The following is a 16602-nucleotide window of genomic DNA, read 5'->3' as shown; positions in this document are numbered from 1 at the left end:
AAGTGCGCGGTCGATCAATGCTCACTCACCGTAACCGGCGGCACTGACAACGGGCTGCGCTGGAGCCGGCGGTGGACCAGACGGTGCTGGAGTGCGCAGGTCGCGGCGATGGTGGCGCCGAAGACGGTCCAGCCGAGGGGGCCGGTGGCGATGGCGGCGGTGACGGCGAACGGGCCGAGGCTGCGCTGGCCCGACTGGGCCAGGCCGTGGACGCCGAGGTAGGCGCCTTGTGCGGTGTCGGGGGCGAGGGCGACGGAGAGTTCCCAGGACACGACGGCGTGCAGCATCTCGGCCAGGGTGAAGAGGGCTGCGGAGGCGGTGAGCAGGCAGATCGCCTGGAGGGTGCCGCCGGTGGCGGACAGGGCCATGGTGATGCCGCCGGCGGCGGAGGCGGCGGACAGCGGGACGAGCAGTTTGCGGGCTGCGGCGCTGGTGGTGCCGTAGCGGGCGAGCGGCATCTGGAGGGCGACGACCATCACATTGTTGAGCACGAGCAGCAGGGGCGCGAGGCCGTGCGGTACGCCCTCGCTGTGCGCGATCCACAGGGGCAGGCCGATCTGGAAGACGCTGTCGTCCAGGAAGAGGACCGTCTCGGTCGCGACGAAGGCCAGGTACAGGCGGTCGCGCCAGGGGCTTGCCGGCACGGCGGTACGAACAGTGGTGCCGGAGCGAGCGGCGATGCGGCTGCTGGACGGGGGTTCCGCGCAGGTCAGAGTGAGGAGCGCGATCGCCAGGAAGGAGAGTCCGTCGCCGACGATGAGGCAGCGGTAGGCGGTGGTGGTGCCGAGGCTGAGGGCGGCCGCGGCGGCGAGGCCGCCGAGGGCCCAGCCGGCGTTGGAGGCGGTGCGGTTGACGGCTTGGTAGCGGACTCGGTCGGGGCCGGCGATGCGGGTGGCGTAGAGCTTGGTGAGGACGCTGGAGGCGCGGTCGCCGAGGCTGCCGACGGCGGAGATCGCGAGCAGCGGAAGGTAGTGGTCGGTGGCGAGCAGGCCGAAGGTCGCGAACCCGCGCAGGAGTTGGAGTGCGATCAGGATCCGGGTGAGGGGGTAGCGGTCGGCGATGCGTCCGCCAAGAGGTGCGCCCACGATGCCGACGGCTCCGGAGATGGCGGCGAGGGTGCCGACCTGGGCGATGGAGAGTCCGGAGACGTAGGTGAAGTACAGGACGGAGACGGATGCCCACAGGCCGTTGCCGATGCGGTCGACGAAGGTGATGAGGAGCATCCGGCGTCCATCGCGGCCGCCTGGTATGCGGGTCGGCCGGATCGTGCCCTCGGGCTCGGCTTCCACTGTTCCCCCTTGGGTGGAGCTTGCTTCGAGATTATGTACTGATACATAATCAGTAACGTGGCAACACAATATGAGATCAGTGGTACGACGGCCAAGGGAATTGCCGGATCCGTCGAACGGGGCGTGGCGGAGGGGGCGTTGACACCGGGGGTGGCACTGCCGCCGGTGCGACGGCTCGCGGACGAGCTGGGGGTGAGTCCGGGCACGGTCGCCACGGCCTACAAGGAGTTGCGGCGACGCGGCATCGTCGTCACGCGCGGGCGCGGCGGCACGGTGGTCGCTCCGGCGCCGGCTGTCGCGTCGCGGCGGCCGCCGAAGGTGCCCGAGGGGCTGCGGGACCTGGCCGGCGGGCATCCGGACCCGGCGCTGCTGCCCTCACTGCTGCCGCCGGCGCGCCTCTCCCCGGGCCTCGGTTCCCATCGCTCCGCGCCCCGGCTGGCGCGGCTCGAGGAATCGGTGCGCGAGTGGCTGGGGGCGGACGGTGTCCCTGTGGAGCATGTGACGTTCGCGCACGGCGCGCTGGACCTGATCAACCGGGTGCTGTCCGTCGAGTTGCTGCCCGGGGACGGTGTGGCCATGGAGGATCCGGGCTATCACCATCTGCTGGATCTGGTCGCCGCGCTGGGGCTGCGCAACGTCCCGGTCGCGGTGGACGACGAGGGGATGCGTCCGGAGGCCCTGCGGGCGGCAATGCGGGCCGGGGTGCGGGCGGTGGTGCTCAGCCCGCGGGGGCAGAATCCGTACGGCGGGTGTTTCTCCGCCGCCCGTCGGGATGCGCTGGCTGAGGTGCTGCTGGACGCGCCCGATGTGCTGGTGGTGGAGAACGACCATGCCTCCGAGGTGGCCGGCGCCGCTCTGCACACCGTGTCCGCCGCCGGACCGGCCCGCTGGGTGCACGTACGGACGGTGAGCAAGTTCCTGGGGACCGATCTGCGCTGGGCGGCCGCGGCCTGTGATCCGGTGACGCTCGCCCGGCACGACGGCCGGCTGCTGCTGACATCGGGCTGGGTCAGCCATCTGCTGCAGGAGACGGTGCACGGACTCGTCACGGACGAGGGCACGCGCGCGTTGGTGGCACGCGCGCGTGAGACGTATGCCCGGCGCCGCGCCGCGCTGGCCGCTGAGCTGGCCGCGCGGGGCATCGCGTCGCACGCCGCGAGCGGGTTGAACCTGTGGGCGCCGGTGCGGGACGAGTCGGCCGTGGTGAACGGGCTGCGGTCGTACGGCTGGTGGGTCGCGGCAGGTGCGAGGTTCCGGCTGTCCTCCGGGCCGGGCGTCCGGATCACTACCGCCGGGCTGGAGCCGGCCGACGCCGTGCGGCTGGCCTCGGACTTCGCTGTCGTGCTCGGCGAGTCCGAGGCCACCTACGGAGGGTGAGGCCCGCGGGGTCAGGCGCGCTTGCGGGCGAGTTCCTCGTAGAAGTCGAGCAGGGCGAGGTTGTCGATGGAGCCGGGGTTGACCGCCTTCTCCAGGGGCGTGCCCTGCAGGAGGCGCTTGACGGGCACCTCGATGCGCTTGCCGGTGAGCGTGTGCGGGACGCCGGGCACCTCGATGATCTCGTCGGGTACGTGCCGCGGCGAGAGCTGTTCGCGGATGGCCTGTTTGATGCGGTTCAGGAGTGCCTCGTCGAGCGCGGCGCCCGGCGCGAGGTGTACGAACAGCGGCATCCAGTAGCCGCCGTCGGGCTGCTCAACGCCGATGACCAGGGACTCCTTGATCTCGGGCAGGCGCTCGACGACCTCGTAGATGTCGGCCGAGCCCATGCGCACGCCCTGCCGGTTGAGGGTGGAGTCGGAGCGGCCGTGGATGATCACGGTGCCGCGCGAGGTGAGGGTGATCCAGTCGCCGTGCCGCCAGACGCCGGGGTAGGTGTCGAAGTAGCTGTCGTGGTAGCGGCTGCCGTCGGGGTCGTTCCAGAAGCGGATCGGCATGGAGGGCATGGGGTTGGTGACGACCAGCTCGCCGACCTCGTCGATGACGGGGTTGCCGCTCGGGTCCCAGGCCTGCAGGTCGGTGCCGAGGCCGGGTGCCTGGAGTTCCCCGGTGTACACGGGGAGCGTCGGTACGCCGCCGGCGAAGCAGGAGCAGACGTCGGTGCCGCCGCTGACGGAGGCGATCCACAGGTCGGCCCCGCTCTCTGCGAACTCGTCGTGCAGCCAGCGGAAGCCGTCGGGCGGCAGTGGCGAGCCGGTGGTGGCGACGCACTTCACTGCGGACAGGTCGTGGTCGCGCGCGGGGTGGACGCCGGCCTTGCGGCAGGCCATGACGTAGGCGGCGGAGGTGCCGTACAGGGTGGCCCCGGTGCGTTCGGCGATCCGCCACTGGGCGCCGGTGTCCGGGTAGCCGGGGCTGCCGTCGTACAGGACGATCGTCGTGCCCGTGAGCAGGCCGGAGACGAGGAAGTTCCACATCATCCAGCCGGTCGAGGTGTACCAGAAGAAACGATCCTCGGGGCCGAGGTCGCAGTGCAGGCCGAGCTGCTTGAGGTGTTCGACCAGAATGCCGCCCTGGGACTGCACGATGGCCTTGGGCAGTCCGGTCGTGCCCGAGGAGTACAGCACCCACAGCGGGTGGTCGAAGGGCACCTGCTCGAAGACGGGCTCGGTGTCCCCCGCCGTCAGCGCCGACCACTCCAGGGCGCCCTCGGGTGCCTCGGTGCCGAGCAGCGGGATGTGGACGACGGCCCGCAGGGTGGGCAGCTCGCGGCGCAGCTCGGCGACGATCTCGCGGCGGTCGTGCTCCTTGCCGCCGTAGCGGTAGCCGTCGACGGTGAACAGGACGACGGGTTCGACCTGCTGGAAGCGGTCGAGGACGCTGCGGGCGCCGAAGTCGGGGGCGCAGGAGGTCCACACGGCGCCGACGGCGGCCGACGCGAGCAGGGCGACGACGGCCTGCGGGATGTTGGGCAGGTAGCCGCTGACGCGGTCGCCGGGGCGCACGCCGAGGCCCCGGAGCCCGGCCGCGAGGGAGCCGACCTGGCGGCGCAGTTCGGCCCAGGTCACCGGGCGGGGTTCGTGGGTCTCGTCGACGTGCAGGAGGGCGGTGTCGTCCGCGCGATCGGCCGCGGCGCGCAGGGCGTGCTCGGCGTAGTTGAGGGTGGCTCCGGGGAACCACTGGGCGCCCGGCATCGAGCGGTCGCCGAGCACGCGCGCGTAGGGCGTCGAGAACCGTACGTCGAAGTACTCCGTGACGGCCTCCCAGAAGGTGTCCAGCCGGTCGACGGACCACTGGTGCAGGGTGGGGTAGCCGCCCTCGGCCGGGGCGCCGTGGTGCTCGGCGGCCCATGCCTGGAACTGGGTGATGCGCGCCTGGGCGATCCGCTCGGGAGCGGGCTGCCAGAGCGGCTGGGGGTTCGCGGTCGACATGGGGGCGGCTCCCGGGCTGTGCGCGTCGTGGGCGTCGGTCCGCGCACGGGCTGGGGTGTGCGCGTGACGCGGCTGACAGGGACGATGCCATGTGATCGACTTCTACACCAGGGCGCGCCCCACATAGTCCGTGTCGTGAAGATGTGGTCCCAGCACGGGTGAACGGCAGTTGAACGATACGCACGCGTGGGGCGTTCAGTGGCAGGGTGAGCAGCATGGACGGTCGTGACCTGGTGCGTTCGGTGGGTGTGGTGGGTTCGGGGAGGGCGGCTCGGGGGTTGCGTACCGTACGGGCCGCGTGGCGCAGGCGGCGGATCGACGCCGTCGGGTTGCCACGGCGGGGAGCCGAGCGGGCGCGGGTTCCGGGTCAGGTGCTGGGCGCGGAGCCGGGGCCGGGTGGCGGGCTGATCCGGTTCGGCCGGTCCGAGCTGCGGATCACTGTCGCGGTCAACGGGGCCGTGTTCTGGGGGTGGGACGGGGCGGGCCCCCAGCCGTCGTACGCACTCGCGGACGGCTCTCCGGAGCCGGATCCGCGGGCGGTGCTGGAGCCGGACAAGGACGGTGGCTGGCGGGTGGTCGCCGAGCGGGTCACGGTCACCGTCTCACGGCACGGCGCGGTGGAGGTGTGTACGCCGGGCGGGGTGACCCTGCGGCGGGATCTGCCGCCGCGCTGGTGGGAGCCGGTCGGCGGGGGCACGGCACGGTGGCTGCAGCGCTCGGAGGTGGCGGCCGACGCCCGCTTCTTCGGTCTGGGCGGCCGGGCGTCCGGGCCCCGGCTGCGGGACGGCTCGTACCGGCTGTGGAACACCGATCCCGGCCGGGCGTTCGGCCCCGGCGAGGATCCGCTGTATCTGACGATGCCGGTGCAGCTCGTGGTGGCCGACGCCGGCACGCATCTGGTGTTCCACGACACCACGTGGGACGGCACGGTGGTGCTGCGGGAGGGCGAGGAGGGCGCCGGGTCCGGACACGACCGGACGGGGCGCTGCGAGCTGCGGATGGACGGCGGTCCGCTGCGCTGCTGGGTGATCGTGGGCACCCCCGCGCGCGTGCTGCACGCCTGGGCTTCGCTGACCGGTGCGCCCGCGCTGCCGCCGGCGTGGGCGCTCGGGCACCATCACGCGCGGTGGGGCTTCGGCAGCGAGCAGGAGGTACGGCGGATCGTCGCGGGCTACCGACGGCACGGGCTTCCGCTGGACGCCGTGCACCTGGACATCGACCACTACGACGACCACCAGGTGTTCACGGTCGACCAGGAGCGTTTTCCGAAGCTGCCCCAACTCGCCGAGGAGCTGCGGCGGGACGGGATCCGGCTGGTGTCGATCGTCGATCCGGCCGTGAAGGCGGCGCCGGGCAACGGCGTGTACGACAGCGGTACGGCCGTGGACGCGTTCGTACGGGACTCCGCCGGGCGCACGGTGCACGGCGTGGTGTGGGCCGGCGAGTCGGCCTTCCCGGACTTCACGCACGCGGGCGTGCGCACATGGTGGGGCGGGCTGTACGAGGAGCGCCTCGGGCAGGGGTTCGCGGGGTTCTGGCACGACATGAACGAGCCGACGTCGTTCAACGCCTTCGGCGAGCCGACCTTGCCGCGTTCGGCCCGGCACGCCCTGGAGGGACGCGGGGGCGACCATCAGGAAGCGCACAACGTGTACGCGCTGTGCATGGCCCGGGCGGGCTACGAAGGGCTGCGCGAGCTGGCGCCGGGGCAGCGGCCCTTCCTGTTCTCGCGCTCCGGCTGGGCCGGGCTGCAGCGGTACGGGGGCACCTGGTCCGGGGACGTGGCGACGGGCTGGCCGGGGCTGCGGGCGTCGCTGTCGCTGGTACTGGGGCTCGGGCTGTGCGGGGTGCCGTACTCGGGTCCGGACGTGGGCGGTTTCGACGGCAGTCCGTCGCCGGAGCTGTATCTGAGGTGGTTCCAGCTCGGTGCGTATCTGCCGCTGTTCCGCACCCATGCGAGTCTGCGGGCGGGGCGCCGCGAGCCCTGGGAGTTCGGTGCCGAAGTGCTGGAGCACGCGCGCGTGGCGCTGCTCGAACGGCGGCGGCTGCTGCCGTACTTCATGACGCTGGCGCATCTGGCCCGGCGCACCGGTGCGCCCTATGTGCGGCCGGTGTGGTGGGGGGCGCCGGAAGACCGGGCGTTGCGGGACTGCGAGGACACGTTTCTGCTCGGGGACGGTCTGCTGGTGGCTCCGGTGCTGGACCCGGGTGGCGACCGGCGTGCGGTGCAGCTGCCGCGCGGTCGCTGGTACGACACGGTGACGGAGGAGGCGTACGAGGGGCCGGCGCAGGTGCTCGTCGACGCGCCGTTGTCGCGGATACCGGTGTTCGCGCGCGCGGGTGCGGTCATTCCCGTGCGCGGTGCCGACGGCGGCCTCGAGCTGGAGGTGTGGGCACCCGCGCGTGGCCGGACCGGGGGCGGTCTGGTCGTGCCGGACGCGGGCGACGGGTGGGACGAACCGGAGATCGAACGCTACGTCGCCCGCCGGCAGGGCCGGGAGGTGGTGGTCACCCGGGAGCGGGAGGAGGGTTCGGCCGAGCCGCTCTACCCGGTGCGGGTGCGCGGGCTGGACTGAGCCGCCCTGCCCGCTGTGGGTACGGGCGGGCGGTTCAGACGTACCGGCCCTCGAACCAGGCCCGTACGGCCGCGGTGTGCAGCGGGAAGGCGAGTTCCTCGGGCCTGCGCAGCAGCCGCCGGCCCTCGGTCTCGTCCGTGGGTTCGGCGGGCGGGAGTCCGTCCGCCGGGCGCTCCGGGAGGAGTCCGAACAGCAGGAGATGCCCGTCCGGCGAGCTCATGGCGTCCACGAGCCGCACGTCGCGCGGGGCTGCGTCGATGCCGGTCTCCTCCTTGAGCTCGCGTACGACGGCGTGCTTCCAGTCCTCGCGGTCGTCGATGTAGCCGCCGGGCAGTGCCGTGCCTCCGCGCGCGGGGGCGATGGTGCGGGTGATGACGACCAGGGCGGTGCCCTTGGTGTCGTAGACGGGCTGGAGCGCGATCGCGACCGGCAGCGGATTGCGGTAGGCGACGGCGCCGCAGGACGGGCAGGTGCGGGGCCAGCCGGAGACGCCCGCTCCATAAGGCGCTCCGCAACTCGAACAGTGCGAGTCCGGTGCGGAGTTGACCATTGGGTGCTGAGTTTCGGACACGCGCGGACTGTATCCGATCAGAAGAAGGGCGTCTTCCGTCGGCGGCTCAGTCGCCGCTGACGAGCGACTTCCAGGACACGGGGAAGTCGAAATAGGTGTCCGGATACGGCTCCGGCTGGTACGTGTAGTGCCACCATTCCTCGGCGAGGTTCACGAATCCGGCATCCTCCATGGTGCTCTTGAGCAGCAGGCGGTTGGCGCGCTGTGCTCCCTGGATGCGCGGGTCGAGCGTGTGCGCGAGGGTGTCGAAGCAGTCGAATCCGGTACCCATGTCGATGGAGTCGTCGGGGAATCGCTCCCCCTTGGGCGCGAAGCACGGCAGGAGCGGCTCTCCCGGGTGGTACGGCCGGGTCGGCCACGCGGGGAGTTTCACGATCGTCAGGTCCATGGTCGAGCCGCGGCTGTGGCCGGATTTCCTGGCGATGTAACCGTCCTCGAACAGCCGGGTCTTGTCGACGTTCGGGTAGAACTCGCCCTTCATCGCCTGATCGTCGAGGTCCTCGGCCCAGCGGACGAAGTGGTTCACGGCGCGCTGGGGCCGGTAGCAGTCGTACACCTTGAGGCTGTAGCCCTTGCGCAGCAGGGTGAGCTGCGCCTTGTGGAGGGCTTCGGCGGCGGGGCGGGTGAGGATGCAGATCGGCTGCTCGTAGCCGTCGATACGCTGGCCGACGAAGTTGTGCGGGGTGACGTAGCGCATCTCCTGGATGATCGTCGGGTCGACGGTTCTCAGGGCTACGAAGTCCTTCGGTGCTCTGGGCTCCGTCGTCGCCCGGGCGGTGGCGGAGCCGGCGGTCACGGCCAGCACGGCGGCGAGGGCGGTGACGAGACCGCGGACTGCACGGGTGAGTCGTGTCATGTCTCCGCCCTGCCCATTTCCGGATGCCCGTGACACACTTCTGACGATACGTCAGATCGTAGGTCAGGGAGGGGCTTTGTCTCGGACACGTACGCCCGCGGTCGCCGGCTGGTTCAGCGGCGACGGGAACGGCTTCCGACTGCTGGGCACCCGCTGCTCGTCCTGCGCCACGGTGTTCTTCCCGCGCGAGGACGACCACTGTCGCAATCCGTACTGCGCCGGTGGCTCCCTGGAGGAAATGCCCCTGTCGCGTAGGGGGCGAATCTGGTCGTACACGGACAGCCGCTACCGTCCGCCGTCACCCTATGTGAGTAATCCGGAACTTCCGTGGGAGCCGTACGCGTTGATCGCGGTGGAGCTGCCGGACGAGCGGATCGTGGTGCTCGGGCAGGCGGCTCCCGGGGTCACCGTCGCCGATCTGACGGTGGGCATGGAGGTGGAGGTCGTCCCCGGAGTGCTCCACGAGGACGCGGAGACGACCTGGACGACCTGGCACTGGCGGCCGACGGGGGTGGGGGAATGACGAGGGACGTGGCGGTGCTCGGCGCGGGCATGCACCCATGGGGCAAGTGGGGGCGCCCCTTCGTGGAGTACGGGACGGCGGCAGCCCGCGCCGCGCTCACGGACGCCGATGTCGAGTGGCGGGACGTCGGCTCGATCGTGGGCGCGGACACGGTGCGTGGCGGGTATCCCGGATATGTGGCGGGCGCGACGTTCGCCAAGGCCCTGGGCCGGCAGGGGGCCAGGGTGGCCAGTGTGTACGCGGCGTGCGCCTCCGGGGCGCAGGCGATCGCCGCGGCGCGGGCACAGATCCTCGCCGGGCTCGCCGAGGTCGTGCTGGTGGTGGGGGCGGATGCGGCGCCCAAGGGCTTCTTCCGGCCGGCGGGCGGGGAGCGGCCCGACGATCCGGACTGGCTGCGCTTCCGGCTGCTGGGCGCGACGAATCCGGCGTACTTCGGGCTGTACGCGCGGCGGCGGATGGCGGTGCACGGGGACACGCCGGAGGACTTCGCGCTGGTCAAGGTGAAGAACGCCGCGATGGGCGCGCTCAACCCGTACGCCCGCTACCGCAAACGGGTCACCGCCGAGGAGGTCTCCGCTTCCGCGGTGGTCGCCGATCCGCTGCGGCTGCTCGACATCTGCGCCACCTCCGACGGCGGCGCGGCCCTGGTGCTCTCCAGCATCGACTTCGCGCAGCGGCACGGGGTTCCCCGGCCGGTGCGGATCCGGGCGGTGTCGACGGTGACCCCGCGCTTCCCGAACACGGTGCTGGACCTGCCGGACATCGCGACGGACTCCGCGGTGGCGGTGGCGGCCGCCGGCGAGACGTTCCGGGCGTCCATAACCCGGGCGGCCTACGAGGAGGCGGGCATCGGCCCCGAGGACCTGTCCCTGGCCGAGGTCTACGACCTGTCCACCGCGCTGGAGTTGCAGTGGTACGAGGATCTGGGGCTGTGCGGCGCGGGTGAGGGGGCGAAGCTGCTGCGGGAGGGGGTGACGGCGCCGGGCGGCCGTATACCCGTCAACGCCAGTGGCGGGCTGGCCTCCTTCGGGGAGGCGGTGCCGGCTCAGGCCATCGCCCAGGTGTGCGAGCTGACCTGGCAGTTGAGAGGTGCGGCGGGTGACCGTCAGGTCGCCGGGGCGCGGGTGGGGATCTCGGCCAACCAGGGGCTGTTCGGGCATGGTTCGTCGGTGGTCGCGGTGCGGTGACGGAGGCGAGAGGAGAGCACGGTGTGACAGCAGGGGCCGCGGCCGATGTCCACGCTGTGTGACCGCCCCGGAATCCTGCGTGAACGTCTTATGAATTGGCCTTGGGCGTTCTCGGGCGGCGACATCATGCTCCCGTGCACTCCTGGACGGACACTCTCCGCTTCGCCTTCCAGCCGGTGGTCAACCTGAGGACGGGCGCGGTCACCGCACTGGAGACACTCGCCCGCCCGGAGACCGGAGACATCCTGGCCGAGGCCCGCAGAGATCCGGAACTCGACGGAAAACTCACGGTGTTGGCGCTCCGCGCGGCCACCCGCAAGGAGACCCTGCTCCCGCTGCACCTCAACGTGTTCGCGGCCACGCTCGCCGACCTCGGCGGCCTCAGGCCGCTGCACGACGCCGTGCGGGCGGCCGGGCGCATGCCCTGGGAGGTGACGCTGGACGTCGTCCCGCCGTACACGCACGTGCCGCAACGGGCCCTGCTGGAGGCCGTGGCCGCACTGCGTGAGCAAGGCTTCCGGATCAGCGCGGACGGTATCGGGGACGGCGACGTACCGCTGCGGCTGCTCACCGATCTCGCCCCCGACCTGGTCAAGCTCGACGCCTCGCTGCTGTCCCGGCCGGCCGCGGTGCGGGCGATGCGGACGCTGTGCGAGGAACTGGGGGCCCTGGTCGCGGTGGAGGGAGTGGAGACCGAACTGCAGTACACGGCGGCGCTGTCCGCCGGGGCGCAGCTGGCCCAGGGGGAGCTGTTCGCGCCGCCGGCCCGGATTCCCGCCGCGGACGTATACGTTCCGCCCCGCTCCCCAAGCACCGCCGCGGTGCCCCGGTCCGGGCCGTCGGTGCGGGAGTTCGTGCGTCCGGCCGCCGTACTGCCGGTGACAGCGTCGGCGGGGCAGGTGCGGGCGCTGCTGACCGGATCGCCGGACGTGTCCGGCGTGCTGCTGGTGGATCAGACCGGCAGGCCCGTGCGGTCGGTGCACCGCTCGCGCTTCCTGCTGTCGATGTCCGCCCGGTACGGGCACGCCCTGTACGCCGACCGGCCGGCCTTCAAGCTGGGGGACGCGCCCCGCACGGTCGGCGCCGACGCCACCGCCTGGGAGGTGCTGGACGTCGTCGCGATCGGCGGCCGGGATCGGACCTCCGACGATGTCGCGGTGGTCGACCGGCACGGGCGGTGTGTGGGCGTCGTACGGCTCGCGGACCTGGTGCGGGCACTGGCCGAGAGCCGGGTCGAGGAGGCGGCCGGGCTCAATCCGCTGACCCGGCTGCCCGGTTCGGACGCGATCACGAGCGAGGTGGACCAGTGGATCGCCGACGGCCGGAGCTTCGCGCTCAGCTGGCTGGACATCGATCACTTCAAACAGGTCAACGACGGTGCCGGGTTCGCCGCCGGCGACGAGTTGATCCGGTCCGTGGGGCGAGCGCTGCAGCAGGCGGTCTCGGGGCACGCACGCGTGGGGCACATCGGCGGGGACGACTTCCTGGTGCTGGCCGAGGAGGAGTCGCTCGATCCGCTGGTCGGCGCCGTGCTCGACGCGCCCTGGACGGCGGGCGACCGGCCGGTCACGCTCTCCCTCGCGACCGTCGTGTGCGCGCCGGGAAGCGTGGGCGACCACCGCCAGGCCGCGGCCCAGCTCGCGCCGCTGAAACAGGCGGCCAAGGCGCTGCGCGGGGCGAGCTGGGTGCTCGGGCGCGCCGGGCTGCCCGGTCACGAGGTCCGGCGCGGCCCGGGGGCGGCGCCGGCGCAGGCCGGATACGCGGCCGCCGAGCCAGGGTGGTGAACATCCTTCCGGTACAAGTACGTTGTGCCTCGGTCAGATCTCCGTCCGAGGCTCCGCCGGATGTCCGGGGAGACCCGGCCTCGGTGGCACGGCCGCCGGGTGCGCCGCTGTCACCGTCGCCGTCGGCAACCTTGACGCCCTCGGAACGCCGGTGAACACTTCCCGGTGTCGGCCGACATCGCCGTACATTCTCGGCGTTATCAGGCACTGCGCCATGGGTCTGCCCTGCGCCACGGGCCGTTCCTCACCGGCGATACGGCTGCGACGGCACGCTCGTCGCGGACGCCGGGCGGGGCGCGGGGCTCCCTGCCTCCGGCTGACGTCGCCAAGGGAACCTTCCTGCACGGAGAGCCGGGGCCGAGCGCCCCCGACCGGCGTCAAGGGAGCCGTCATGAGCAACGGAGACATCTTCGTCGGCGAGGTCATCGGCACCGCGATCCTCATCCTGTTCGGTGCCGGTGTCTGCGCCGCCGTCACTCTCAGACACTCCAAGGCGCGGGCCTCGGGCTGGGTCGTCATCGCGTTCGGCTGGGGCTTCGGCGTCCTGGCGGGCGCGTACACCGCGGCACCCCTCTCCGGTGGCCAGCTCAATCCCGCGGTCACCATCGGCGTCGCCGTGGACACCGGAAAATGGGACAAGGTCTGGGTGTATCTGCTGGGCGAGATGGTCGGCGCGATGCTGGGCGCGATCCTCGCGTACCTGGTGTATCTCGCGCAGTTCCAGGCCAACGTCCGAAGGGAGGGCACGGGCGAGCCCACGGAGGGCACGGCCGGGAACAAGGCGGGCGCGAGCGCCGACGACGAGCCGCTGCCGACCCTCGGCATCTTCTCGACCATCCCGGAGATCCGGAACCCGGTCGCCAACCTCATCACCGAGATCATCGCGACGATGGCCCTGGTACTGCCGATCCTCGCCTTCGGGCAGACGAAGGGGCTCGGCGAGTCCGGCACCACGGTCCTGGTCGTCTCGCTGCTGGTCGTCGGTATCGGTCTCTCCCTCGGCGGGCCCACCGGCTACGCCATCAACCCGGCGCGTGACCTCGGCCCGCGCATCGTGCACACCTTCCTGCCGATCCCGAACAAGGGCACGTCCGACTGGGGTTACGCCTGGATCCCCGTGGTCGGCCCGCTGATCGGCGGGGTACTCGCAGGCCTCGTCCACAACGCGGCCTTCTGACCGGGCGACCGCGACGCGGCCTCCGGCCCCAGGGACCGCGGCGTGGCCCTCCGACCCGACAGGGGCCACGCAGCACGCGGGCCCGACGACCGCCACGCGACCGTCCGGCCCAGCGGCTGCCACGCGACCGTCCGGCCCAGCGACCGCACCGCGGCCCTCCGCTCCACCGACCGCACCGCGGCCCTCCGACCCAGCGACCCGACCCTCGACCCAGGGACAGCCATGACGGACACCGCCGAGAAGTACGTCGCCGCCATCGACCAGGGCACCACGTCCAGCCGCTGCATCGTCTTCGACCACGGCGGCGCGATCGTCGCCGTCGACCAGCGCGAGCACCGCCAGATCTTTCCCCAACCGGGCTGGGTGGAGCACGACGCGACCGAGATCTGGTCCAAGGTGCAGGCCGTGGTGGCCGGGGCGCTCGCCAAGGCCGGGCTGCGTGCCGAGCAGCTCAGCGCGCTCGGCATCACCAACCAGCGGGAGACGACGGTCCTGTGGGACCGCGCCACGGGCAAGCCCGTGCACAACGCGATCGTCTGGCAGGACACCCGCACCGCAGCGCTGTGCAACGAACTGGGCGGCGCGGACGGCCAGGACCGGTTCCGTGAACAGACCGGGCTGCCGCTCGCCAGCTACTTCTCCGGGCCCAAGGCGGCCTGGCTGCTGGACCACGTACCCGGCCTGCGGGAGCGGGCCGAACGCGGCGAGATCGCCTTCGGGACCATCGACTCCTGGCTGATCTGGAACCTCACCGGCGGCCCCGACGGCGGCCGGCACGTCACCGACGTCACCAATGCCGGCCGCACCATGCTCATGAACCTGGAGACGCGCCAGTGGGATCCCGCCATCCTCTCCGCCATGAACGTGCCCCCGGCGGTGCTGCCCGAGATCAGGTCCTCCGCCGAGGTGTACGGGACGGCGGTCGGCCAACTCGCCGGTGTGCCCGTGGCCTCCGCGCTGGGTGACCAGCAGGCGGCCGTGTTCGGGCAGGCCTGCTACGACGTGGGCACTGCGAAGAACACGTACGGCACCGGCAGTTTCCTGCTGCTGAACACCGGCAACCGGCCGGTGCCGTCCAAGAACGGGCTGCTGACGACGCTGGGCTACCAGATCGGTACGGAAGCGCCGGTGTACTGCCTGGAGGGGTCCATAGCGATAACGGGCGCGCTGGTCCAGTGGTTCCGCGACCAGCTCGGGATCATCCGCACCGCCGACGAGATCGAGACGCTGGCGGCGAGCGTCGAGGACAACGGCGGCGCCTACATCGTGCCCGCGTTCTCCGGCCTGTTCGCACCCTATTGGCGCTCCGACGCGCGCGGTGTGGTCACCGGCCTCACCCGGTACGTCACGAAGGCGCATCTCGCGCGTGCGGTGCTGGAGGCGACGAGCTGGCAGACCCGGGAAGTCGTGGATGCCATGTATCAGGACTCCGGGGTGCGGATCTCCACGTTGAAGGTCGACGGCGGCATGACGAAGAACAACCTGCTCATGCAGCACCAGGCGGACGTACTCGGGGTGCCGGTGATCCGTCCCCGGGTGTCGGAGACGACCTGTCTGGGTGCCGCGTACGCGGCCGGTCTGGCGACGGGAGTGTGGCACGACCTGGACGAGCTGAAGTCCCACTGGCAGCGGGACGCGGAGTGGACGCCGACGATGGACTCGTCGGTGCGCGACCGCGAGTACGGCAACTGGCGCAAGGCCGTCGAGAAGAGCTTCGGGTGGCTGGAGGAGGACGGCGCGTAGCGGAGGACGGCGCGTAGCGGAGGACGGTGCGTCGAGGCGTACGACGCACAGGGGAGGTTGGCGCGCAGACGAGGACGGCGCGCAGGAGCGGCGCGAGGAGCGGGAGAAAGTCGCCGCACGCGCGCGTGAGCGCTCCTCACCGGACCACGGCCCGTACCCCGGTCGGCGGGGGTACGGGCCGTGCCCGTCGGCCGCGAAGAGTCCGTGTCCCGTCGGTCAGCCGAGGGCGGCCTGGCGGCGGTCCGTGGCGTGGTCCATCGCATGCTGGACCACTCCGATGAGCACGTCCTTGACCGACTGCCGGTCACGTGCGTCGCAGAGCAGCACGGGCACGTCGTCGTCCAGGTCGAGGGCCTGCCGTACGGCCTCGGCCGGGTAACGGGCCGCCCCCTCGAAGCAGTTGACGCCGACGAGGAAGGGCAGGGAACGCCGCTCGAAGTAGTCGACGGCGGCGAAGCAGTCCTCCAGCCGGCGGGTGTCGGCGAGGACGACGGCGCCGAGCGCGCCCTCGGACAGCTCGTCCCACATGAACCAGAACCGTTCCTGCCCGGGCGTGCCGAAGAGGTACAGCACCAGGTCCTCGCGCAGGGTGATACGGCCGAAGTCCATGGCCACGGTGGTGGTGTGCTTGGCCTCCACGCCATTGGTGTCGTCGACCGGGCGCCCGGCTTCGGAGAGCACTTCCTCGGTGCGCAGCGGCCTGATCTCGCTCACCGCCCCGACCAGGGTCGTCTTGCCCACGCCGAAGCCGCCGGCCACCAGGATCTTGAGCGTGACGGGCTCGACCGGGGGCTTGCCGCGCTCAGTACGCCCGAAGATCATCGGTCTCTTCTCCTGCTTGATGGGGGTCGGGCTTGACAGGGGTCGGGCGACGGCCGACGGTGGCCGTCGCCGGGGGTTTCGATGCGGCGTACGCCGCTGGGGCCGATGCCTGCCGATCCGCCCGAGCCGAGGCCGGTGGCCCCCGGGCCGAGGCCGGTGGCCGTACCGGCGGACCGTCCCGCCAAGTCGGAGCGGGCGCTCCCCCGTCGGGCGGCCGGCTTCTCGGGACGGACCGGCAAGTGCCGTGCCGGGGTGCGGAGTCCGAGCGGCGGGGGCCGGCCTGTCACGTCAGTGCTCCGTTCCCGCGCCCGTCACAGCGCCCGGAGGCCATTGATGACGTCGCGCAGAATGCTCTCGTCCGGCAGTTCGGCCGGGGGCACCGGGCGCGTGACATGGACGAGTTCCGCGTGCACGAGGTCGCCGATCAGGACGCGCACCACGCCGATCGGCAGGGCGAGTTCGGCGGCGAGTTCGGCCACCGACTGCGGTGCGTCGCGGCAGAGCCCGACGATCTCCACGTGCTCGGGCGACAGCGTCGGATCCGTCTCCGGGTCACCCGTGTCCGCTTCCGTGACGACCACCGCGATCACGTCGAGCCGGTGCTGGGCCGGGCTCGTGGTGCGGCCACGCGTCATGGCGTACGGACGGACGACCGGTCCGGCCTCGTCGTCGAACCAGTGGTTTCTTACCTGACCGTCTGTGCTCATGT

13 protein-coding genes are annotated in these 16602 nt (G+C 71.9%); 7 read left to right on the top strand and 6 right to left on the bottom strand.

What is annotated here, in order from left to right; genetic code table 11:
- Positions 1–14: 14 nt before the first annotated feature.
- Entirely contained in the window at positions 15–1223 is a 1209-nt protein-coding gene (locus AB5L52_RS36035) for an MFS transporter (RefSeq protein ID WP_369367700.1), read from the bottom strand.
- Between the two features lie 123 nt (positions 1224–1346).
- Between AB5L52_RS36035 and AB5L52_RS36030 the strand changes: the two genes are divergently transcribed.
- Complete coding sequence (locus tag AB5L52_RS36030) at positions 1347–2666, top strand: aminotransferase class I/II-fold pyridoxal phosphate-dependent enzyme (protein WP_351028205.1); 1320 nt, start codon at positions 1347–1349, stop codon at positions 2664–2666.
- Positions 2667–2677: 11 nt separating this feature from the next.
- Here the strand turns inward: AB5L52_RS36030 and AB5L52_RS36025 are convergent, their stop codons facing one another.
- Positions 2678–4654 carry an acetoacetate--CoA ligase gene (locus tag AB5L52_RS36025; RefSeq protein WP_369367699.1) on the bottom strand — a complete coding sequence of 659 codons (1977 nt, stop codon included), beginning with the start codon at positions 4652–4654 and terminating at the stop codon, positions 2678–2680.
- 215 nt (positions 4655–4869) lie between these two features.
- Here AB5L52_RS36025 and AB5L52_RS36020 point away from each other — a divergent pair, with 215 nt between their 5' ends.
- Positions 4870–7230, top strand: a complete 2361-nt coding sequence (locus tag AB5L52_RS36020; RefSeq protein ID WP_369367698.1) for a glycoside hydrolase family 31 protein — start codon at positions 4870–4872, stop codon at positions 7228–7230.
- A gap of 34 nt (positions 7231–7264) precedes the next feature.
- Here the strand turns inward: AB5L52_RS36020 and AB5L52_RS36015 are convergent, their stop codons facing one another.
- Together AB5L52_RS36015 and AB5L52_RS36010 are read right to left on the bottom strand one after the other, a co-directional pair.
- The gene (locus AB5L52_RS36015) at positions 7265–7801 is read right to left on the bottom strand and encodes an NUDIX domain-containing protein (protein WP_369367697.1); all 537 of its coding nucleotides are present in this window, start codon (positions 7799–7801) and stop codon (positions 7265–7267) included.
- Positions 7802–7847: 46 nt separating this feature from the next.
- On the bottom strand, positions 7848–8657 hold the full coding sequence (locus AB5L52_RS36010; RefSeq protein WP_369367696.1) for a M15 family metallopeptidase: 810 nt from the start codon (positions 8655–8657) through the stop codon (positions 7848–7850).
- Between the two features lie 76 nt (positions 8658–8733).
- Between AB5L52_RS36010 and AB5L52_RS36005 the strand changes: the two genes are divergently transcribed.
- The 5 genes from AB5L52_RS36005 to glpK all read left to right on the top strand — a co-directional run bounded on the left by AB5L52_RS36005 (position 8734) and on the right by glpK (position 15071).
- Positions 8734–9180: a Zn-ribbon domain-containing OB-fold protein gene (locus AB5L52_RS36005; RefSeq protein WP_369367695.1), complete on the top strand. Its 447-nt coding sequence runs from the start codon at positions 8734–8736 to the stop codon at positions 9178–9180.
- Complete coding sequence (locus AB5L52_RS36000; protein WP_369367694.1) at positions 9177–10367, top strand: lipid-transfer protein; 1191 nt, start codon at positions 9177–9179, stop codon at positions 10365–10367. Before AB5L52_RS36005 ends, AB5L52_RS36000 begins: the two co-directional genes overlap by 4 nt.
- Positions 10368–10501: 134 nt before the next feature.
- Positions 10502–12151 carry a GGDEF domain-containing protein gene (locus tag AB5L52_RS35995; protein WP_351028222.1) on the top strand — a complete coding sequence of 550 codons (1650 nt, stop codon included), beginning with the start codon at positions 10502–10504 and terminating at the stop codon, positions 12149–12151.
- A gap of 391 nt (positions 12152–12542) precedes the next feature.
- The gene (locus tag AB5L52_RS35990; protein ID WP_351028225.1) at positions 12543–13328 is read left to right on the top strand and encodes an MIP/aquaporin family protein; all 786 of its coding nucleotides are present in this window, start codon (positions 12543–12545) and stop codon (positions 13326–13328) included.
- A 222-nt stretch (positions 13329–13550) separates the two neighbouring features.
- Positions 13551–15071 carry a glycerol kinase GlpK gene (gene glpK / locus AB5L52_RS35985; protein ID WP_369369021.1) on the top strand — a complete coding sequence of 507 codons (1521 nt, stop codon included), beginning with the start codon at positions 13551–13553 and terminating at the stop codon, positions 15069–15071.
- A 216-nt stretch (positions 15072–15287) separates the two neighbouring features.
- On the opposite strand, the gene AB5L52_RS35980 is transcribed toward glpK, so the two are convergent.
- Positions 15288–15893 carry an ATP/GTP-binding protein gene (locus tag AB5L52_RS35980; protein ID WP_351028230.1) on the bottom strand — a complete coding sequence of 202 codons (606 nt, stop codon included), beginning with the start codon at positions 15891–15893 and terminating at the stop codon, positions 15288–15290.
- A 311-nt stretch (positions 15894–16204) separates the two neighbouring features.
- On the bottom strand, positions 16205–16600 hold the full coding sequence (locus AB5L52_RS35975; RefSeq protein WP_351028232.1) for a DUF742 domain-containing protein: 396 nt from the start codon (positions 16598–16600) through the stop codon (positions 16205–16207).
- Positions 16601–16602: the final 2 nt, after the last annotated feature.

The organism is Streptomyces sp. CG4, assembly GCF_041080655.1.
Classification (GTDB): Bacteria; Actinomycetota; Actinomycetes; order Streptomycetales; family Streptomycetaceae; genus Streptomyces.
This window is presented reverse-complemented; position numbering and strand designations above follow the sequence as displayed.